The following is a 21,012-nucleotide window of genomic DNA, read 5'->3' as shown; positions in this document are numbered from 1 at the left end:
TTAAACACCGAATATCAATATAACAACCTGATTATACAGGGAGTGTCAAGCCGCACCAGCGCGAGCAAGCACGCGGTCGAGATTGCCAGACTCACCAGATTCCAACCAGGTCACATCGGGCCAGCCGCGCAACCAGGTCATCTGTCGTTTTGCCAATTGGCGTGTGGCAACAATGCCACGATAACGCATCTCATCATACCCCACTTCACCGCACAGGTAGTCCCACATTTGGCGATAACCCACACAGCGAATGGAGGGGAGATCCGGGTGCAGATCGCCGCGCGCCATCAGCGCACGAACCTCCTGTTCAAAGCCGCCTTGCAGCATCTTGTCAAAGCGCTGTTCGATCCGCTGATGCAGCACGGCACGATCGCTCGGGGCGATGGCAAACTGCTGCACCCGATAGGGCAAACCCTCCCCCTGCACCTGGGTCAGCTCGGTAAGGGTCTTGCCGCTGATGCGGTAAACCTCCAGCGCTCGGGAAAGCCGCTGCGGGTCATTGGGGTGGATCCGCGCCCCGGCCACCGGGTCAATGCGCACCAGCTCGTCATGCAGCGCCTGCCAACCGAGGCGGGCAGCCTCTTCCTCAATCCCGGCACGAATGGCGGGATCGGCGGAGGGCAATGGGGACAATCCCTCCAGCAGCGCCTTGAAATAGAGCATGGTGCCGCCCACCAGCAGCGGAATGCGGCTGCGATCGGCGATCTCTTTCATCTCTCGCAGGGCATCCTTGCAAAAATCGGCTGCCGAATAGCTCATGGCGGGGTCAAGAATGTCGATCAGCCGGTGCGGGGCACGTGCCAGTTCATCGGCGGTCGGCTTGGCCGTACCGATATCCATGCCGCGATAGATCAGCGCCGAATCGACGCTGATGATGTCGCAGGGCAGCGCCTGGCACAGTTCAATGGCGAGATCCGTCTTGCCGGAGGCCGTCGGCCCCATCAGAAAAATTGCGGTCGGCAAGTCACTCGCCATGTTCAAACTCCTCCAGCACGGTCGCCAACGAAAGCGGGCGCACCATACGCATGTCACCAAGCTGGTCACTGAAATCGGTCACAAGTTCCGTCAGCAGACGACTGGCAGTTGAAAAATCGTATATCTTCTCGCGGCTTATCCCCTGCTCCACCAGCCATTGGCATAATACTTCAGCCTGCTGACCAGCATCACTGTCAGATCCGCCCTCGATAATTTGCAGCAATTCGGGTAACAGACGCACCAGATCGGTCTGGCGCAGCAGAGCCGGCACCCGAGTCAGGATCATGGTGTCGCGCCCCCCGCTTTTCAACTCCAGCCCCATCCGTTTCAGCAAACGTTCCTGCTCGGTCACCAGCGCGATCAAATTCTTCGGCAGCTTGAAGGAGACCGGCAGCAACAGTGGCTGGGCCGCCAGCCCCTGACCCCAGGTCTCCAGCAGCCAGTGGCGCAGCAGCACCCGCTCGGCGCGTACCAGCGAAAGCAGCGCCAGCTGATTATCCCGCTCGATCAACAGGTAGGCCTGCTCCACCAGTGTCAGGGCGCGACATCCCCCCTGTTTGGGTGACGGCACTGGCTCAGTGGGCTGCGCAGGAGCAGCCTCAGTTGCGATAGGCAGCGTAGTGAGCAGAGCGCCCATGCCGCGCATCGCCTCCCGGCTTGGGGGCTCGGGCGGTTGATAATTGCTGGCTCGGCCAGCCCCACCGCCTCCCTCCCGCACCTGTGCAGGTGCCCGGTAGCTGTGCTCGGCACCGTACCACTCCGGGCGTGGCGCCTGACCGGGATATTCGATCTGCGGACTGACCGGCAACTCGACCAGAGTTTCGGCCAGCGGCGCGTCCTGATGAGCGGCGCTGACTCCTTCGCGGCGCAGCGCAGTAAACAACGCCTGAAAGATAAAGTCGTGGATCAGCCGCGCCTGATGGAAGCGCACCTCATGCTTGGCCGGGTGGACGTTGACATCCACCTGACGGGGATCCAGCTCGATATAGAGCACATAGGCGGCGAAGCGGTCGGGAGGCAACAACTCGTCATAGGCCTGACGAATAGCGTGATTGATGAGCTTGTCGCGCATCATCCGGCCGTTTACGTAGGTGTATTGCAGATCGTTTTGCGGTCTTGCCCCCTCCGGAGTCGCCAGCCAGCCCCACAGCCGCACGTCACTGTGTTCGCTCTCCACCGCCAGCGCATGGTGCATGAAGGGGGTGCCGCAAACGGCGGCGAGACGTCGCTCCTGCTCCGGCACGGTATTGGCGGCCTTGTACTGGCGCACTACCTTGCCATTGTGGCGCAGGATCAGGGTGGCGTCGAAGCGAGAGAGCGCGATGCGGCGCACCAGCTCGTCGATATGGGCAAACTCGGTCTTTTCGCTGCGCATGAACTTGCGCCGCGCCGGAGTATTGAAGAAGAGATCCACCACCTCCACCGTGGTGCCCACCGGATGGGCCGCCGGCTTGATGGTGACGCTCATCTCGCGCCCTTCCGCCTGGGCTTGCCAAGCTTCGGACTGCTCTGCAGTACGGGAGGTGAAGGTGAGACGGGAGACCGAGCTGATGGAGGCGAGCGCCTCGCCACGAAAACCGAGGCTGTTGATCCCTTCCAGATCATCCAGCGTGGCCACCTTGGAGGTTGCATGACGCGACAGCGCCAGTACCAGCTCATCTTTGGCGACACCGCAGCCGTTGTCACGGATGCGGATCAGCTTGGCGCCCCCCTTGTCGATGTCGATCTCGACCCGGTCGGCCCCCGCATCCAGGCTGTTCTCCACCAGCTCTTTCACCACAGAAGAGGGCCGCTCCACCACCTCTCCGGCTGCAATCTGGTTGGCCAGAATGGGTGGCAAAATACGGATCGGCATCATTTACTCCTGAATTTCTATCTTGCGGATGGTCAGTCTCTTAAGGCTCCAGGAGGGCCGCTCCACCACCTCTCCACCAACCGGAATCTGGTTGGCAAGGATAGGGGGCAATATACGGATCGGCATCGCTGACTCCTGAATTTCAATCTTGCTGATGGTATTCGCTAACAGCGGGAGCGGCATCGCCCGCTCCCGCGCGTCAGTTTTGCGGAATGTAGAGCACCTGCCCTACCTGAATATTCCGCGACTTGAGCTTGTTGATCTCTACCAGCCGAGCCTGACTCACCCCATGTTTCTCGGCAAGGCGGGAGAGACTCTCGCCCCGCTTGACCACATGGCGGATCATCTGCGACTTGTCATCACTGCGAACGGGGGCGGCACTGCGGCTCTGCCCTTGCTGGGGAATATAAATTGTTTGACCAATCTGTATATCCCGGCTGCGCAGCTGGTTGATCTCCACCAGAGTGGACTGACTCACCCCATGCTTCTCGGCAAGGCGAGAGAGGCTCTCGCCCCGTTTGACCACATGGCGGAGCATCCGCGATTTGTCATAGTCGCCCACACTGCTGACCGGCGCACCGCTCTCTTGCGCTGCCGCCGAGTAAGGCTTGATCACCCCGACTCCGGAGCCGCTCCCAGCACCGCCGTCGCGGGCAGTGGCGGGCATCTTGTTGGTCACCACCGGCTGCGACTGTGTCTGCCTGGGCTGGCTCACCGGCTGCCGGGCTACCGGTGCGGGGCGAGTAGCGGCAGGTTGGCTCACCTGCCCCTTGCCGGTCAGCATGGCCCCCTTGGTCGGGTGGGCGCGGTAGTAGTTGCGGATCCCCTCGAAGATGGCGCGGGCCAGCTGGTCCTGATAGCTGGCGGTAGCCAGCAGCTTCTCTTCCGCATGGTTGGAGATAAAACCGGTCTCCACCAGCACCGAGGGAATATCCGGCGCCTTCAGCACCGCCAGACTGGCGTGTTCCGGCGCCTTCTTGTGCAGTCGGGCGACCTTGCCCATGGAGCGCAGGATCTGGCGGCTGACGTCATACCCTTCGGCACGGGACTTGTCCATGGAGAGGTCGAGGAAGGTCTGCGCCAGATAGGGGTTGGGATCAGATTCCGCCAACACCTTGCCGACACCGCCAAGCAGCTCGCCCTGCTTCTCCTGCTTCTCCAGCCAGCTGCCCATCTCGCGGTTGGCACGGTTGGTCGAGAGGACCCAGACCGAGGCGCCGCGCGGGGTCGAGTTATGAAAACTGTCTGCATGGATAGAGACCAGCAGATCCGCCTTGGCCTTGCGGGCGATCTCGGAGCGCTTGTTGAGATCGACGAAGTAGTCGCCACGACGGGTCATCACGGCGCGCATCCCCGGTTCACGGTCGATCAGTGCCGCCAGCTTCTGGGAGACCGCCAGCGTGACCCGCTTCTCGTAGGTACGACGCGGGCCGATGGAGCCCGGGTCTTCCCCGCCGTGGCCAGGGTCGATGGCAATCACCACCCCCTTGCCCTTGCCACCGACAGGCGTGGATTGCACTGCTGCCGCCGAGCGCTTCTCTTCATAAGGCAGGTCGATGACCAGACGGTGACCATAGGGCCCGGCTGGCGCCAGCGGAAAGACCACCGGCTTGATGGCGGAGCTGAGATCCATCACCAGCCGCAGACCGCCCTTCTCCAGCGGTGTACTCTGGCGGATCTTGCGCACCAGTTCGCTGTTGTTCTCGATCCGCGCCAGATTGGCGGCGTTGCTCGCCCCTTTCAGGTCGATCACCAGCCGATCCGGGCCGGTGAGGGTGAAATAGTTGAAGTTGGGGGCGCTGCTCATATCGAGCACCACCCGGGTATTATCCGGTGATGGCCAGATTCGTACGCTCTTGAGCTGATTCGCCCAGGAGGGTAACGCCATCAAAGAGAGAGCAATAACAAGGATCAAGCGCACGTAGATGACAACCGTTCCAGAATGGCTTCGCCAATAGCAGTGCGAGCCTCTATCAGAACCTCGCGCTGCTCGCCTACATAGGTGAGGGTAATTTCCAGGTCGGGAGCCGGTAACCAGCCCTCGCCCTTCTCGGACCACTCCACCAGACAGAGAGTGTTGGCGGCAAAATAGTCCCGAATGCCCATGAATTCCAGCTCTTCCGGATCTGCCAGGCGATAGAGATCGAAATGGTAGACCTGCCAGCCATCGAGCTCATAGGGTTCGACCAGGGTGTAAGTCGGGCTTTTTACCTTGCCCTGATGGCCAAGGCCCTGCACCCAGCCGCGGGTCAGGGTGGTTTTACCGGCGCCAAGCGTGCCATGCAAAAACACTGTGGTCGCCTGCTGGCAGGCCTGTGCCAGACGGCCACCCAGTGCCACGGTTGCTGCCTCGTCCGGCAGTGTCATCATCAACTGTTTTGCCATGTTCTTCTTTTTAACTTGTAATGGTGTCGGGATTAACCAGTTTGCGGATCAGCGGCAGCAGATCTGACGCCAGCATGCCCCGCTCGCCGTCAGCGGCGGCCTGATCTGCAGCCTCGCCATGGATCACGGCGCCCAGCCAGCTTGCCATGGTGGCAGACCAGCCCTGGGCCAAAAGGGCGGCGATTATACCAGATAACAGATCACCCATGCCGCCACTTGCCATGCCGGGATTGCCTTCACAACAAAGAGCGACCCGCTCGCCGTCATAAATAAGTGTTCCCGCCCCTTTTAACAACACCACACCGCCATAACGCCGCTGCAGCGCCTGCACGGCGGCAAACCGATCGGTTTCAATCTCGGCAATGGAGCATCCCAGCAGGCGCGCAGCTTCACCGGGATGGGGCGTGAGCACCCAATTATCCTGATGGCGGGGAGATTGCGCCAGCCAATTCAATCCATCGGCGTCCAAAACCAGTGGCTGCCGTTCGGTGAGATAACGGGCGATTTGTGCTCTTCCCCACTCATCCTGACCGAGCCCGGGGCCAATGACCCGCACCGACGCCCACCCCTCGTCATCTGCGGTAGTGAGACTCATCAGTTCGGGTTGATAGAGGCTGACCGGCGGATGTTCCGGATGCTGACATACCCGCACCAGCCCGGCCCCCGCCCGCAGGCAGGCGCGGGCAGCCAGCACGATGGCCCCCTGCATGCCGCGATTGCCCCCCACCAGCAGTACCTTGCCATAAGAGCCCTTGTGGGAAGCGCACGGGCGTGGGGTCAGTTGCGTGCTGAGCAGCGGATAATCGATACGCCAGGCGGCGGGCAGCATAGTGTCATCAGGCGTCACGCCAAGGGGATCACAATCGAGCAGGCCGACGCAATCCACCCCGTCGCCGGTGAGCATCCCCTGCTTGATACCGATAAAGGTGAGGGTGCGAGTGGCCTGCACCATGGCCCCCATGGCACGGCCGGTATCGCCGTTGAGGCCGGAGGGGAGATCCACCGCCAGCACGGGCACAGCCAAGCCATTGATTGTTGCGACGATCTTTGTCAGTAGTGGCGAGAGGGAGGTGTTGACGCCGGTGCCAAGCAGGGCATCGACCACCAGATCCGGGGTGGAGTGCTGGTCCTTATCAAATTGCTCGGCCAGCCAGACCCGGCCACCGGCCGCCAGCCACTCATCGGCGGCCCGTCTGGCATCCCCCTTCAGCTGGTCGGGTGCCCTGGCGGCAATCACCACCACCTCGATGCCAATCTGGCGGGCAAGGCGGGCCAGCACATAGCCATCACCGCCGTTATTACCGGGGCCGACGAAAATCCACCAGCAGCGACTGTCGGGCCAATGCAGGGTGGCATAAGTACGCAGCGCGGCACCGGCTCGCTCCATCAGGGCATAGAGAGGTTGCCCCTCACGCGCGGCCCAGTTGCGCTCCAGTGCGCGGATCTGTTCAGTCTGCCACAGCCCCTGTGGTAAACTGCCCCCCTCTTTTGTGCCCAACGCGCCCCTGATGATCTCTACCATGACGGCTCCCGCCTCTTATCAATCGACCCACGCCAGCAAACGCCGGCCAGGCCAAGCCACATGAGCGCACCTGACTTCCACCAGCTGGCCCACGATATCAAGCTCTGGGCACGGGAGCTAGGATTTGACCAGGCGGGCATCACCGACACCGACCTGCGTATCGAAGAGCCGAGATTGCAGGCCTGGCTGGATGCGGGCTATCACGGCAGCATGGATTACATGGCGCGCCACGGCATGATGCGCGCGCGCGCCCACGAGCTGCTGCCGGGCACGGTGCGGGTGTTGTCGGTGCGGATGAACTACCTGCCGTTCGAGGCGGGTTTTGCCGCCACCCTGCGCGATCCGACCCTCGGCTATATCAGCCGCTATGCCCTCGGCCGCGACTACCACAAGGTGCTGCGCAACCGGCTCAAACAGCTGGGTGATCGCATCGAAGCGCGCTGCGCCGAACTGTTTCAAGGCACTGAAGAGACCTTGGGTGAGTGGCGCCCCTTCGTCGACTCCGCCCCCATCCTCGAGCGGCCACTGGCAGCCAAGGCGGGCCTCGGCTGGGTTGGCAAACACTCACTGCTGCTCAACGAATCGGCCGGCTCCTTCTTCTTTCTCGGTGAGCTGTTGCTCAACCTGCCGCTGCCGCTCGACCAGCCAGTGGAGAAGGAGCAGTGCGGCAAGTGCGTCGCCTGCATCAACATCTGCCCGACCGGCGCCATTGTCGCCCCCTATGTGGTGGATGGCCGCCGCTGCATCTCCTATCTCACCATCGAGAATGACGGCCCTATTCCGGAAGAGTTCCGGCCCCTGATGGGCAACCGCATCTACGGCTGCGATGACTGCCAGCTTATCTGCCCCTGGAATCGCTACGCAGATGCCAGCCCGGAACCCGATTTTAGCCCCCGCCCCAGCTTGCACCGCCCGCCCCTGCTGGCGCTGTGGCGCTGGAGCGAGAGCGATTTTCTCAAGCAGACCGAAGGGAGCCCGATCCGCCGCATCGGCTATCAACGCTGGCGCCGCAATCTGGCGGTCGCCCTCGGCAATGGCTCGGCAACCCCCGAGGTGATCGCCGCCCTGCAACAGGGGCTGACCACAGCAGAGCCTATGGTGGCCGAACATATCGAATGGGCGCTGGCCACCCTTGCCCGGCGTCAGGATGAAGAGAACAAGAAGACCCGTTTGCTGATCCGCTGCATCGAAAAAGGTCTGTCAGATCACGCATAAGTGATCTGCCCCTTGCCGGATTGCAGCACTTTTTTCATGCTCTGCCGACCTGCAGTGCCCATAACAGCGTGGTCACTGCAAACTGGTCGGCACACAACAAGGACAACACAGATGCATATGTTGGGAGTGGATATTGGAGGCTCAGGGATCAAGGGCTGTCTGGTCGATACCAAAACCGGCGAATTGATTGGCGAGCGCCATCGCATTGCCACACCGCAACCGGCCACCCCGGCCGCCATCGCCCATACCCTCAAGGCGCTGGTCGAACATTTCGACTGGAAAGGACCGGTAGGCTGTGGCTTTCCCGCCACCATCCACAACGGGGTTGCCAAGAGTGCCGCCAACATCGACAAGAGCTGGATCGAAACCGATGCCGAGCATCTGTTTGCCGATGTCACCGGCAAGCCCTGCTATGTGCTGAATGATGCCGATGCCGCCGGTCTGGCCGAGATGCGCTTTGGCGCCGGCAAGGATCGCAAGGGGGTCATCATCCTCATCACGGTCGGCACCGGCATCGGCACCGCCATCTTCGTCAACGGCCATCTGCTGCCCAACACCGAGCTGGGCCATCTGATGCTGGAAGGAATGGTCGCCGAGCACTACTGCTCCGATGCGGCGCGCAAACGGGAAGATCTCTCCTGGAACCGCTGGGGCAAGCGCTTCAACAAATATCTGGCGCGCCTCGAGTTTCTCTTCTCCCCCGACCTCTTCATTCTGGGGGGCGGCAGCGCAGCCAAGCTGGATAAGTTTGTCGATCGCATCGAGACCCGGGCGCCGCTTATTCCGGCGGCCAGCCTCAATCAGGCGGGTATTATCGGGGCCGCGCTCTACGCGGCCGAGCAGCAGGGCTAACCGACGCTCACTGCAAGTCAGCAGATACCAATGGAAAGGGCCCGGCACTGCTGCCGGGCCCTTTTGTTTGGCCGTCATCTTGCGTGTTTGGCGCTTATCACCCGTTACATGTCGTCGAGTCGATGCACCCCGTGCACCAGTCGGGTCAGGCGGGTCTGCTCCAGCCCGGCCAGATTCTCGAGCAAAGCGGTGGTGGCCGGTGTCGGGCACTCCCGGGCCAGATGACTCAGCTCGCCCACCAGCTGCTCTTCCCAGCGGCATACCTGAGTGACGATATCCTGAGTCTGGACTGATGCCGGCAGCTCGAAGCGGGTAATGGCAGGCAGCATATCCTCGCTGAAACTCTGGTTCAGCCAGGTCTCCCTGACCGCCTCTCCCAGTTGAGCGGCATATTCGTGCAGATGGGCACTGGCCGCATCCTCACGCCCTTGCAGATAGACCAGCAACATCCGGCTGCGTTCGCTGTCCACCTGACTGGTCAAACGCCCGTAACAGAGTCCGAGCTGGTGATGAACCTGCTCAAGATAGTGCAGCAACTCTTTGATCTGTTGGAATCTCATCGCACTGCCCTCCATGCTTGTCGACATCATCAGTATAAAAAACCGGCGCCACCGACCCAATCCCTATCCGAGCCCCCCTTGCGCTGCATCAAGGTTGACGCCGACAAAGTGGCGATCAGGTGATCCGGTCACGAATAGGGAACGATTTGTGCAGCAATTTGTGTAACGATGGAGGAGCATCAGGCTCGACAGCAGATGTGAACAGAAACGGGCTGACACACTAATAAAACCAGCATTTACCCGATATAAACCATCTTTAATTCGGTTATCTGCCGCAGGGACGAAACAGGATCTGGAAGAGCAACAATACCATCCTGATCGTTATCCGCCTGACAGAAATCCTTATCACTTTTTTAGACGTCTAGACGTAAAAACATGCGTTGACATGGCCATCCAGACATCTTAGCATCATCCTCCATGATGACAGAGTAACCCAGTGGAACCTCTGCCCAATTTCCCCGCCTGTAGCGCCCTGTGCTTTAAGGCTGTTAGCACGGAAGAATCCATGATTAAGTTGATCGGTCTCAACAAAGTCTACGGTACAGGCAGTGACGCCGTGCACGCCCTGCGTGATGTGAGTCTGCATGTACCCCAAGGCAAAATTTTCGGGGTGATCGGTGCCTCCGGTGCCGGCAAGAGTACCCTCATTCGTTGTGTCAACCTGCTGGAGCGCCCGACAGAGGGTCAAGTCATCGTTGATGGCCAGGATCTGGTCGCCCTGAGCGAACGGGATCTGACCCAGGCTCGCCGCCAGATCGGGATGATTTTCCAGCACTTCAACTTGCTTGCCTCCCGTACCGTGTTTGCCAACATCGCCTTTCCGCTGGAGCTGGCAGGCTGGAGCAAAGAGAAGATCCAGCAACGGGTTGCCGAACTGCTGGCGCTGGTCGGGCTGGAAGCCCGTGCTCAGGCCTATCCGTCCGAGCTTTCCGGCGGTCAGAAACAGCGCGTCGCCATTGCCCGCGCACTGGCACCGGCCCCCAAGGTACTGCTCTGTGACGAGGCCACCTCGGCCCTCGACCCGCAGACCACCCGCTCGATCCTGACCCTGCTCAAGGAGATCAACGTCAAGCTGGGGCTCACCATCCTGCTCATTACCCACGAGATGGATGTGGTGAAAGGGATCTGTGACGAAGTGGCCATCATCAGCGATGGTCGCCTGATCGAGCAGGGGGAAGTGGCCTGGTTCTTCAGCAACGCCAAGACCCAGCTGGCCCGTGACTTCATCCACTCCACCATCCATCTGGAGGTACCGCAGGAGTATCAGGATCGGATGAGCAGTGAGCGGGTGCCGGGCAGCTACCCGCTGGTGAAGCTTGGCTTTACCGGCAGCACGGTCGATACACCGCTGATCTCCGAGGCGAGCCGCCGTTTCAATATCGACATCAGCATTCTGAGCGCAGACATCGAGTACGCCGGTGGCGTCAAATTCGGTTTCCTGCTGGCCGAGCTGTTCGGGGATGAAGCCCAGTGCGAGGCGACCCAGCAGTTCCTTATCGACAACCACATTCAGCTGGAGGTAATGGGTTATGTCCGAAGCCATGATTAATCTGCTCATCACGGCCCTGGGCGACACCCTGATCATGGTGTTTGCCTCCGCTCTGTTCGGCTGCCTGCTGGGTCTGCCGCTCGGCGTAGCACTGCATGTGACCAAGGCTGGCCAGATCCTGGCCAACCCCTTGCTCAACCGTACTCTGGGTATGGTAGTCAACGTGGGTCGCTCGGTGCCCTTTATCATCCTGCTGGTCGCCATCATTCCGCTAACCCGGCTGATTGTCGGCACCAGTATCGGCACCATCGCCGCCATCGTGCCGCTGACTGTCGGCTGCATCCCTTTCATTGCTCGTCTGGTGGAAGGGGCTCTGATGGAGGTGCCGGACGGCCTGCTGGAAGCGGCCAAGGCGATGGGCGCCAAGCCGCTGCAAATTATCACCAAGGTGCTGCTGCCCGAGGCTCTGCCCGGCATCCTCAACAGTGTCACCATTACCCTCGTCACTCTGGTGAACTACTCGGCCATGGCCGGGGCCATCGGTGGCGGTGGTCTGGGGGATTTGGGTATTCGTTATGGTTATCAGCGCTTTGACCCGACCGTCATGCTGGTGACCGTGGTTATCCTGGTAGTACTGGTTCAACTTATCCAGAGCGCGGGTGAGCGCCTGGTCAACAAATGTGATCATCGTTAATCGTCGATTTCTGACAGGAGGTTTTATGAAATTTGGCATCAAATCCGTTGCGGCTGCGCTGCTGGCTGGTCTGGTTCTGGCCGGTTGCGGTCAAAAAGAAGAGAGCAAGGTTCTGAAAGTGGGCGCTATTGCCGGCCCGGAGACCGAACTGGTTGAAGTGGCTGCCAAGGTAGCCAAAGAGAAATACGGTCTGACAGTCGAGGTGGTCAACTTCTCCGACTACGTCACCCCGAACGTGGCGCTGAACGATGGCAGCATCGACGTCAACGCCTTCCAGCACAAACCCTATCTGGATGCGCAGGTGCGTGATCGCGGCTTCAAGCTGGTGCCGGTTGGCAACACCTTCGTCTACCCGATTGCCGGTTACTCGAAGAAGATCAAGGCACTGAGCGAGCTGCAAGATGGCGCCCAGATCGCGGTACCGAACGATCCGACCAACCTGGGTCGCTCCCTGATCCTGCTGGCCAAACAGGGTCTGATCACCCTGAAGGATGGCGCCGGTCTGGAAGCGACCGTGTTGGATATCGCCAGCAACCCGCGCAACTTCAAGATTGTCGAGCTGGAAGCAGCCCAGCTGCCGCGCTCACTGGAAGACGTGGACTTGGCCATCATCAACAACACCTTCGCCGGCCAGATTGGCCTGACTCCGACTGAAAACGGCCTGTTTGTTGAGGACAAAGAGTCCCCGTACGTCAACCTGATCGTCGCCCGCGACAACAACAAGGATGACGAGAAGGTCAAACAGTTCGTACAAGCTTTCCAGACCGATGATGTTTACAAGAAAGGTCTCGAGCTGTTCAAAGGCGGCCTGGTAAAAGGTTGGTAATTGCTCACTTGGCAAAAAAGGCCACGCAATGCGTGGCCTTTTTTATTGGCGCCGCTATCATATCCGCGAGCACGGCAACACGAACATACTCATAACATGAAAAAATGGTATCTGGCCTACTGCAAGCCAAAAGAAGAGGCCCGCGCCCGCGCCCACCTCGATGCCCAGGGTATCGAATCCTATTACCCCATGGTGGAGATCGAGAAGCTGCGCCGGGGCAAGCGAGTTCCGGTACGGGAACCCATGTTTCCCAACTATCTGTTTATCTTCGTTGATTTGGAAGAGGTGACACCGGTCACCCTGAAATCGACCCGCGGCATCAGCCGGATCATCCACTTTGGCAGTGAATGGACCCCCATCAGCAGCAAGCTGGTCTATCAGCTGATGAGCCGCGATGATAGCGACGAGGCGAGAGCCAGCTACGCTAGCCTGCCCTGCTCGGGCGACAAGGTGCTGATTGAAGAGGGGCCACTTGCCGGCTTCGAAGCCATCTATATGGAGCCGGATGGAGAGAAACGGGCAATTTTGCTGGTCAGCCTGCTCAACCGGGAGACCACCAGCAGCTTCGACAACCACACCTTCAGACGTCTGGACTAAACCCACGGGCCAGACGGCCCGGTGAATGGCAATAGCAATGGCGGGATAATCCCGCCATCTCACGCATCAAGATCAAAGCGGGCGATGACCGCCTGCAGCTTGCCGGTATCGCCAGCCAGTCTGGCTACGATCTCCTCCCCCTGCTGACTACGCTGACAAGATTGCCGACTGAGCGCGGCAATGTCGTCGACCGTCCCGGATACCTCGGCGGCCACCCGCGACTGCTGCTCGGTTGCCACCGAAATGGCCTCCAGCTGGCCTGACAGCGACTGCACCAGCTGGTTCATGGCTCTCAGGGTATCTGTCACCAATCCGACTGCATCCCGCCCTTGCTCTACCAACCGGGTACCGCTGCTGACGGTACTTACCGTCTGGCGAGTCTGCTGGGAGATGGCCGCAATAGTCTGGCTGATCTCGGCGGTGGATTGATGGGTACGGGTCGCCAGCTGGCGTACCTCGTCGGCCACCACCGCAAAACCGCGCCCCTGCTCGCCTGCCCGCGCCGCTTCTATCGCCGCATTGAGTGCCAGCAGATTGGTCTGCTCGGCTATAGTGGCGATCACCTCGGTGATCTGCCCCACCTGTTCACTCTGATGCTCCAGCAGCCCCATGGCTTCGTTGGCCTGCCCAATCATGGCGGCAATCTGCTGCATGGTATCGCTCATTCGCGCCAGCGCGGCCTCTCCCTGACGGGTCTGCTGCCGCACCTGATGGGCTCCATCCGCCACACCGGCAATGTTGCCAGCCACATCACGAGCACTCACTGACATCTGATCGATAGCCGCCGCCACCGCATCGACCCGCTGATCCTGCTCCGTCAGGTCCGCCACTATGGCTCTGGTAGTGCTGCCCACATCGAGACAGGCCACCTCGACCTGCCCCACAGCCCCCTGCAACTCCCCGACCAGATGATGTAACTGGGCAGACATCCGGTTGATGGAACCGGTCAATTCTCCCAACTCATCCTGCCCTGTGATTGGCAAGGGCTCGGCCGCCAGCCGGCCATCCGCAACCTGCCCCGCCCGGGTCACCAGACAGGCAATGTCACGGGTCAGACGGCGACTAAAGAGCCATGCGACCAGCATGCCAAGCACGATGGCACTGCCGGTAGCCAACAGCAGTGTCTGGTTGATGGCCCTCCCGGCTCCGGTCATCTGCGCCGAAATCTGATCCACCTCGGCACGGGTTTTCCCCACCTGCTTGACCAGCTGCTCGCTGAGGCTGGACTGCATCGGCTCGATGTCGGTGGCCATCAGGTAGTTTGCCTGATCCCAATCCGGCGCCTGGCGCTTCTCGATCACCTGCCCCACCAGCTCGGAGAAAGGGGTCGCCATCTCTTCAAACAGCTGCCAGAGGCTCTGCTGGGTGTCGGTAAAGAGCGCGGCTTGCTGTTTAACCTCAGCCACACGCTGCTGATGAAACTGGTAGTAATCCTGATACTTGCTGTGGTATTCGGGGTCGCCTGAGATAAGAAAATCCCGCAGGGCTGAGAGAGCGTTGGCGAGGCTGTTATAGGCATCCCCCACCTGTTTGAGCAGCATGCGGCGATCGCCGGAGAGTTGAGCCTGCGGAGTACCAACTTCTTCATTGGCAAAGGATTGCAGCTGATCGAGCGCAGCCTCCGCCAGCGGCCCCGCCTCCTGCAGCATCAGAGTGTGAGCGGGCAGATTCTCTTCACTCTGGGCGATGGTCCACACCTTCTCCTGATGGCTTTTGAAGGTCTCGAGAGACTTGGCGAGCGCCGGACTGAACGCCTGATGGGCGATGGCCTGCCAGGCCGACTCCCACTCCTGCTTGAGACGGGAAGCCTGAGCCGGATCCTTGCCGAGGATCAGATAGCCACGCAAGGCAGAAACGGTGGCAACCAGTGCCTTCTGGCTCGCCTCATCCCGCTGCAAAGCGGGCAGCGCCTGCTCCAGCAGGGTGTGTTGGGCCTGATTGATCTGGGTCAGCCGGTAATAGACCAGCGTAGAGGAGAGCAGGATCAGCAGGTTGATAAAACCGAAGCTGAGCAGCAACTTGCTTGAGATTTTCATGAACATCCTTGTTCAAACGGAGGGATCCAGCCAACAGAATCAGATAGATATCAGTGTAGGCAATCTATCTTGCCAAGTCCGGTGCCAATTAGCCAATTCACTGCGTGGCATCGGGCGGGCAGAGAAAAATCCCTGACAAAGGTCGCAACCGAGTTGGGCCAGTACTCGCCAGGTCGCCTCATCTTCTACCCCTTCCGCCACCGACTTCAGCCCCAGCTTGCGGGCCAACTCGATACTGGACTCGATGATAGCCAAACGTGACGGATCGGCATGGCAGCGATCGACAAAGGAGCGATCCAGCTTGAGTTCGGTGAACGGCAACAGTGCCAGCTGCTGCATTGAGGAGTAGCCGGTACCAAAATCATCGATGGAGAGGCCAAAGCCATGCATCCTTAGCCGGGTCAGCACCTCCAGAGACTTGCCCAGATCCTGTACGAATGCGCTCTCGGTCACCTCCAGAGTGATAAGCTCCGGATTGATACTCCAGCGCTTGCACTGATCAATCAATAAGTTGCAAAGATCCCCTTCAATGAGTGAGGTGGTAGAGAGGTTCATCGACAGATTGAGTGACAACCCGGTTTCCTCCCATAAATGACCATCACTCAGAGATTTGCTGATGATCACCTCGGTCAACGGATCGATAAGCCCGTTGCTCTCCGCCAGTGAAATAAAACGCCCGGGCGGGATCAGGCCAAACTCGGGGTGTTGCCAGCGGGCCAACGCCTCCATCCCGACCCACTCGCCAGATGCAAAATTCACCTTGGGCTGATACCAGGGCAGCAGTTGATCTTGCTCGATCGCCCGACGCAACTCATCGAGTCCTATTCTGTGCCCCTCTTCTTCTCTGACTGGTTCCTGCCGGGGTGACCAAGCCTGGATAAGCCGCTGGAGCTGCTGCGGCGTTGAGGGTTTCTCTATGCGACCGAGCACCTGCAAGCCATAAGCGGTACTCATACGCAACACGGCTTCGACCACATCCCCCTCAAGCGCGCTGGAGAGGATAATGCCGCCCTGAAAACCACCCAGCGACAGGCGGCGCAACAGCGCCATACCATCCATTCCGGGCATTCGCAGATCACAAAACAGGATATCGACGTTGTGTTGCTGGCTAAGCGCCAACGCCTCGACACCATCAACCGCTTCCAGCAGATTCTGGTAACCCAGGCTGCGGATCTGGTGCAGCAGCGCCTTGCGCTGAAATCCATGGTCTTCCACGACCATGATGACCAACTCATGTTGTGCTTTTTTCATCGAGCCATAATCCAATGTCGTGGGCAATCGCCGTCATCAACCTCTGCACAGTGCTGACCAGATCGTCGAGTTCGTCGAGCCGCTTCAATCGCGCTGCCGATTCCAGCATGGCGGCCTGACTGGCAAGCTCCTCCAACCCGACCATTCGGGCAGCCCCCTTGATCCGGTGGGCTGTCTCGACCAAGGCGCTGGCATCATGACAAATCAGTGCTGCCATCATGGCCTCGCCATCCTGCCGATTGGAATCGAGATACTCCACCGCCATGGCTCGCGCAGTCAGCTCGTCACCAAACAGCGCCAACCAGCGCTCAGCCTGAGTGCCTGTAGCCCCATCAACTGGAGCAACCGCGTTTCTGGTTGGCGTCCTCTCTGCCAGCCAATGGGCCAGCATCTGGCGCAAGATATCCAGCGGGTAGGGCTTCAGTAACATGTCACTCATGCCAGCCTCTACCATACGAGCACTCGCCTCTTCCGACGTATCTGCCGTTACCCCAATGATGGGGGCCGTCACTCCCGCAGCCCGCAACGCCTTGGTCAGAGCATAACCATCCATCACAGGCATATGGCAATCAGTCAAAAGCAGAGAGAATTGCTGTCCCTGCCAGGCCCGTAGAGCCTTCTCGCCATCTTCCACAACCTGAGCCTCGATACCAAGAATGGCCAACTGCCGTGCCAGCAAGGCACGATTGACCGGATGATCATCGGCCACCAATACTTTGCCACCCAGCTTCTCTGCAAGCGCAGGGAGGATTGGTGTGACCCGCTCCTGTAGTAATTCGTGGCAACTCTCCAGCAGAAGATCCGGATAGAGAGGAGATAGACCCAGGCGCCACCATTTCTGTTCACCAATCCGACCCCGTAACGCCTCATCGGGTGACGCTATGATCCCCTTCAGCGCAGAGTGTTGCAGCCAGCTTTGCCATTCCCCCCCAAGCGCTTGCTCAAGCCACCGTTGATCGGCCAACAGCAACCCGTCCAGTGAGCGACTGAGCTCATTGGCCCCCAAGTACCTGAGCTTGGCCCCCTGCCGTACCATGGCCGCTTCGAGGTTGGTGTCATCGCTGAAAAACCACCATTCTGTGTCAGCCAGAGCAGGGGGATCCCACTGCGGATTGGTTAGCGGCACGGTGAAGCGGAAGCAGGAGCCCTCTCCTGCCTGGCTGGTCAGTGTCAGTGCCCCACCCATTTTGCATACCAGCTGCTCACAGATTGCCAACCCCAGTCCGGTGCCACCAAAACGACGGTTGATATCTGACTCCACCTGCTCAAAAGGCGTGAACAGCAGCGCCTGCTTCTCTTCGGCGATCCCGATACCGGTGTCACTGACACTGATGGTCAGTTGCTCGCTCAGGTAGCTGACCCGAATCGTAATCCCCCCTTGTTCGGTAAACTTCACCGCATTATTGAGCAGGTTGGAGATGACCTGACCGATACGCACCCCATCGATGTCGGCCCAATCCGGCACATGATGCTCCCACTCCAGCACCACGTTGAGACCCTTGTTATGAGCCAGTGCCGCGTGGCCACGAATGGCATCGCAGATCACCGTTTGCAACCGGCTGCTCTGGTAATTCAACTGCAACTGACCCGCTTCTATCTTGGAGAAATCGAGGATGTCATTGACCAGATAGAGCAGGTTATTGGTCGAGGTGACCACATTGCGCACCATAAAACGCTGGTCGTCGTTGAGCTCGCTCATTTGCAGCAATTCGAGCATGCCATGCATGCCTGAAATGGGAGTGCGCAGCTCATGGCTCATGGTTGCCAAAAAGCGGCTGCGAGCCTGCATCGCCTGCTCGGCATAGGCGCGAGCTTCGCGCAGCTCATATTCCTGTTGCTTGAGGGCAGTGATGTCCTGAATCACCCCGTTAAGGATCAATGCCTGCTGCTCCTGTCTGACAAAGTTGCCACGTACTTGCAGATAGCGATCTCCATCAGGTCGCTCCACCTTGACCTCCAGATCGAGGGGCGCCAGAGTCTCGGCATGATTGGCCACCTTGCTGACAAAATCCTGCAGCGCTTCTTCGGTAAAGCCAAATACCTCACCACCCGATTCGGCATTGAACAGATCCTGCCGGGAAGCCCCGAGGATCTCGCGGGCCCCCTGAGAGGCATACAAAAACCGCCCCTTGCCGGGTCCTTGCCACAAATACTGATAGACCACCCCAGGCATGCTGTCGGTAATCTGAGTAAGGCGATTTTCAGCCTGACGGGCGCGCTCCTCCGCCTCCTTGATCCGGCTGACATCGGTCAGTACTGTCAACACCCCCAGCATATTGCCATCGGGATCGCGATAAGGGCGTTTGGCATAGATAACATGGCAGGGCGTACCATCAGCTCGCAGGTTACTGCCTGCCCCCTCCAGATCCTGTCCGGTCTGCCACACCAAACGCTCTTCTTCCAACACACTGTTTCTGAGTGTCTCTGGCATGTTTTGCAGCTCCTCACTGCTACTGCCAGCACCGAGGAAAGCATCGCGATAGGCCTGATTGCACAAGGTGATCCGCTGCTCGCTATCACGTAGCGCCACCATGGTTGGCAGTGAGTTGAGCAAGGTCTGCACAAACAGCAACTGTTCGTTCAGCTTGTCCTCTGCGATTTTACGCTGCGCAATCTGGCGACGCAAACTGCGAGCCCAGAACATCACCAGCAAACCGCTGACGAGCAAGGCGCCCCCCCCTATGGCCAACCATTTGTAAATCAGGGTGTAATCAGACTCGATATTGACCGACACATTGAGCCAGCGTCGTTCCAGCAGTTGCCACTCCTCATCCGTGATGGTCAGCAGCAACTTGTCCATGATTCGGAGCAACTCGGGCTGAGCATTGTCGACGGCCATACTGATAGGTACGGAAAATTCGGGAGAGCTCAGCACCACCTGATACTTATCATTGAACCCCTTCATCGCCTGCTGTCCCAGATTGGTCATGGTCAACAGCACATATTCGGCTCGCCCAGTATCAAGCAAGGTCAGTAAATCGGCATCTTTGCCTCCTTCGATAATATTGGCGCCCAGCGCGTGAATGAGAGAGGCTTCGTAAGAGCCCGTCACACCACCAATCAGACGCCCTTTCAGCTCGACCAACGACTTCAGCGGGCGAGCACCGTGTCTGGCTACAACATAGCTGTCTAACTTCAGATAGGAGGAGGTAAAAGAGGCAAAGGACTGACGATCCTTGAGCGGTGTCATCAAGGGAATAAGGTCCACTTTGTGCTCTTTCAGCATTTTAAGTGACTCCTGCCAGGTATTTGTCGACGCCAGCTCAAAGCGGATCCCGGAGCGCAGACTCAATAACTTCATCAGGTCTGCCGTATAGCCATGCAATTCACCTTCGTCATCGATTTCACTGATGCCGGCAAATCTGGGGGCAACGGCGAACTTGATGACCTTGTTTCTCTGCTTCAGCCAACTAGCCTCATCTGGTTCCAGCAACAGACCAGCGTTGGCGCGTTCATCTTCCTGATGCAACCGTAATCGTGAGTCTGCAACGGGTATCCGTTGATATGCCTGCCAAAGCTTCTCACTCAGTTCTGGCTGGAGGGAACTGGTCGCCATCGTCAACGTGCTGCCAGAAAGCCACCCAGGAGCGACAACCCCCATTGACGCTGGCATTCTCTCCATCTTGAGGGTAACAATTGGCCCCAACTCAAGATATGCATCGACAGCGCCCAGCTTGACCATATAGGTCGCCTCAGTGCGGCTCTCCAGCTCAGTTACATCAGAGATCCCCAAACGCGCCAATTCATTACAACTGCCAAACCCGCGAATACAGACCCAGCGTAACTTGCGCGCCTGCTCCAGGGTCAATTGCTGATCCGGGGTATGCATTAAAATGGAGCGGGCATATGAACCGATACTGCCGATATGGTTTATCCCCTTCAATTCAAGAGCATTACGTTCGACCCCGATTAATGCATCGATCTGGCCACCTTGGAGAGCAATCTGGGCATCTACGTAGGAGTTGTAGGGGATATAACGCAATGACACGCCCATTTCGGCTGCAATACGCGAGGCCAGCTCCTTGAGCGGACCGGCATAACGCAGGTTGGGGAGTTGATAGATGAAAGGGGGATAACCACCACGGGGAACCCCGACCAGCAGCTCCTTTTGTGCAGAAATTTCGTTACTTGTGCTCTCATCTTGCGGCTGGGGAGCCGCAACAGCCAACATGCCTGAAAACAACAGCAAAATGGGAAGAAAAAGCTGACGAAGAAGTGGCATAAGGTCTTGTCCTGATAAGTAAAACAGATAGGGCTGCCACCTCTAATCTTGCAGATCCTGACGACGCAAGGCGAGAAAACAATCACAGCTGTTACAAAGAGGGCATAGAGGATAATACTGAGTCACCAACATGTGAACCTGGAATCAACCATAATATGGAAAAATGGCAGGCGGGCAGCCTGCCATTTCACTAGCGAGGGGGATCTTATTCTCCCCCTCGCGATCAGGTTATTCGATTCCCGAGGCGGAAGCCGGTTTGATACTCCCGCTCGCGAACGAGGGCGATTTGACCCTGATATCCTTCCAGCCCGATATCCCTGAGCAGGGCGGGTGACAGATTGACCTGCACGAGACGACGCTCGACCCGGGCAATCCTTCTCTGGACCAGGGATTCAACACTGCGCAGTAAAACCAGTTCGATAGACATGACATTCTCCAGTTGAACATGCGGTTCTCCCGGAGAAAGTGGATATCACCCTGCGGGACGAACCGCGGGTGATAAAAAGACAGGGGTTACCTGTTTACGCCACGCG

17 protein-coding genes are annotated in these 21,012 nt (G+C 59.0%); 6 read left to right on the top strand and 11 right to left on the bottom strand.

Annotated features, from left to right (window positions below; all coding sequences use genetic code 11):
• Positions 1-45: 45 nt before the first annotated feature.
• From miaA to ACTG2J_RS03810, 6 genes are read right to left on the bottom strand one after another with little or no spacing between them, the layout of a single operon-like run.
• Complete coding sequence (miaA, locus tag ACTG2J_RS03835; protein ID WP_236382865.1) at positions 46-975, bottom strand: tRNA (adenosine(37)-N6)-dimethylallyltransferase MiaA; 930 nt, start codon at positions 973-975, stop codon at positions 46-48.
• Positions 965-2,830: a DNA mismatch repair endonuclease MutL gene (gene mutL / locus ACTG2J_RS03830; protein WP_439997901.1), complete on the bottom strand. Its 1,866-nt coding sequence runs from the start codon at positions 2,828-2,830 to the stop codon at positions 965-967. The genes miaA and mutL overlap by 11 nt, the downstream gene beginning before the upstream one ends.
• A 3-nt stretch (positions 2,831-2,833) precedes the next feature.
• Positions 2,834-3,013 carry a hypothetical protein gene (locus ACTG2J_RS03825; RefSeq protein WP_047436150.1) on the bottom strand — a complete coding sequence of 60 codons (180 nt, stop codon included), beginning with the start codon at positions 3,011-3,013 and terminating at the stop codon, positions 2,834-2,836.
• A 16-nt stretch (positions 3,014-3,029) separates the two neighbouring features.
• Positions 3,030-4,718 carry an N-acetylmuramoyl-L-alanine amidase gene (locus ACTG2J_RS03820; protein WP_439997214.1) on the bottom strand — a complete coding sequence of 563 codons (1,689 nt, stop codon included), beginning with the start codon at positions 4,716-4,718 and terminating at the stop codon, positions 3,030-3,032.
• Positions 4,719-4,741: 23 nt separating this feature from the next.
• Positions 4,742-5,215 carry a tRNA (adenosine(37)-N6)-threonylcarbamoyltransferase complex ATPase subunit type 1 TsaE gene (gene tsaE / locus ACTG2J_RS03815; protein WP_005339056.1) on the bottom strand — a complete coding sequence of 158 codons (474 nt, stop codon included), beginning with the start codon at positions 5,213-5,215 and terminating at the stop codon, positions 4,742-4,744.
• A gap of 10 nt (positions 5,216-5,225) precedes the next feature.
• Entirely contained in the window at positions 5,226-6,737 is a 1,512-nt protein-coding gene (locus ACTG2J_RS03810; RefSeq protein ID WP_439997213.1) for an NAD(P)H-hydrate dehydratase, read from the bottom strand.
• 60 nt (positions 6,738-6,797) lie between these two features.
• Here ACTG2J_RS03810 and queG point away from each other — a divergent pair, with 60 nt between their 5' ends.
• Together queG and ppgK are read left to right on the top strand one after the other, a co-directional pair.
• On the top strand, positions 6,798-7,952 hold the full coding sequence (gene queG / locus ACTG2J_RS03805; RefSeq protein ID WP_439997212.1) for a tRNA epoxyqueuosine(34) reductase QueG: 1,155 nt from the start codon (positions 6,798-6,800) through the stop codon (positions 7,950-7,952).
• Positions 7,953-8,063: 111 nt separating this feature from the next.
• Complete coding sequence (gene ppgK, locus ACTG2J_RS03800; RefSeq protein ID WP_005339062.1) at positions 8,064-8,804, top strand: polyphosphate--glucose phosphotransferase; 741 nt, start codon at positions 8,064-8,066, stop codon at positions 8,802-8,804.
• A 104-nt stretch (positions 8,805-8,908) separates the two neighbouring features.
• On the opposite strand, the gene ACTG2J_RS03795 is transcribed toward ppgK, so the two are convergent.
• Positions 8,909-9,364 carry a hypothetical protein gene (locus ACTG2J_RS03795; RefSeq protein ID WP_043822996.1) on the bottom strand — a complete coding sequence of 152 codons (456 nt, stop codon included), beginning with the start codon at positions 9,362-9,364 and terminating at the stop codon, positions 8,909-8,911.
• Between the two features lie 505 nt (positions 9,365-9,869).
• Between ACTG2J_RS03795 and metN the strand changes: the two genes are divergently transcribed.
• The 4 genes from metN (at position 9,870) to rfaH (ending at position 12,970) form a co-directional block, all read left to right on the top strand.
• Positions 9,870-10,913 carry a methionine ABC transporter ATP-binding protein MetN gene (metN, locus tag ACTG2J_RS03790; RefSeq protein WP_005339067.1) on the top strand — a complete coding sequence of 348 codons (1,044 nt, stop codon included), beginning with the start codon at positions 9,870-9,872 and terminating at the stop codon, positions 10,911-10,913.
• Positions 10,894-11,547 carry a methionine ABC transporter permease gene (locus tag ACTG2J_RS03785; protein ID WP_439997211.1) on the top strand — a complete coding sequence of 218 codons (654 nt, stop codon included), beginning with the start codon at positions 10,894-10,896 and terminating at the stop codon, positions 11,545-11,547. Before metN ends, ACTG2J_RS03785 begins: the two co-directional genes overlap by 20 nt.
• 25 nt (positions 11,548-11,572) lie before the next feature.
• The gene (metQ, locus tag ACTG2J_RS03780; RefSeq protein ID WP_005339072.1) at positions 11,573-12,373 is read left to right on the top strand and encodes a methionine ABC transporter substrate-binding lipoprotein MetQ; all 801 of its coding nucleotides are present in this window, start codon (positions 11,573-11,575) and stop codon (positions 12,371-12,373) included.
• A 96-nt stretch (positions 12,374-12,469) separates the two neighbouring features.
• The gene (rfaH, locus tag ACTG2J_RS03775; RefSeq protein ID WP_005339074.1) at positions 12,470-12,970 is read left to right on the top strand and encodes a transcription/translation regulatory transformer protein RfaH; all 501 of its coding nucleotides are present in this window, start codon (positions 12,470-12,472) and stop codon (positions 12,968-12,970) included.
• Positions 12,971-13,029: 59 nt separating this feature from the next.
• Here the strand turns inward: rfaH and ACTG2J_RS03770 are convergent, their stop codons facing one another.
• The 4 genes from ACTG2J_RS03770 to ACTG2J_RS03755 all read right to left on the bottom strand — a co-directional run bounded on the left by ACTG2J_RS03770 (position 13,030) and on the right by ACTG2J_RS03755 (position 20,906).
• Positions 13,030-15,006 (bottom strand): HAMP domain-containing methyl-accepting chemotaxis protein, encoded by a 1,977-nt coding sequence (locus tag ACTG2J_RS03770; RefSeq protein WP_439997210.1) that lies wholly within the window; start codon positions 15,004-15,006, stop codon positions 13,030-13,032.
• A 39-nt stretch (positions 15,007-15,045) separates the two neighbouring features.
• Positions 15,046-16,257, bottom strand: coding sequence for an EAL domain-containing response regulator (locus ACTG2J_RS03765; protein ID WP_439997209.1), 1,212 nt, complete (start codon positions 16,255-16,257; stop codon positions 15,046-15,048).
• Positions 16,238-20,479: an ATP-binding protein gene (locus tag ACTG2J_RS03760; protein WP_439997208.1), complete on the bottom strand. Its 4,242-nt coding sequence runs from the start codon at positions 20,477-20,479 to the stop codon at positions 16,238-16,240. Before ACTG2J_RS03760 ends, ACTG2J_RS03765 begins: the two co-directional genes overlap by 20 nt.
• A gap of 223 nt (positions 20,480-20,702) precedes the next feature.
• On the bottom strand, positions 20,703-20,906 hold the full coding sequence (locus ACTG2J_RS03755; RefSeq protein WP_005349248.1) for a hypothetical protein: 204 nt from the start codon (positions 20,904-20,906) through the stop codon (positions 20,703-20,705).
• Positions 20,907-21,012: the final 106 nt, after the last annotated feature.

It is taken from the genome of Aeromonas sp. 6P (genome assembly GCF_051919525.1).
In the GTDB taxonomy this organism is placed as follows: Bacteria; Pseudomonadota; Gammaproteobacteria; order Enterobacterales; family Aeromonadaceae; genus Aeromonas; species Aeromonas veronii.
The sequence above is the reverse complement of the archived record's forward strand: the minus strand, read 5'-3'. Positions and strand labels throughout refer to the sequence as shown.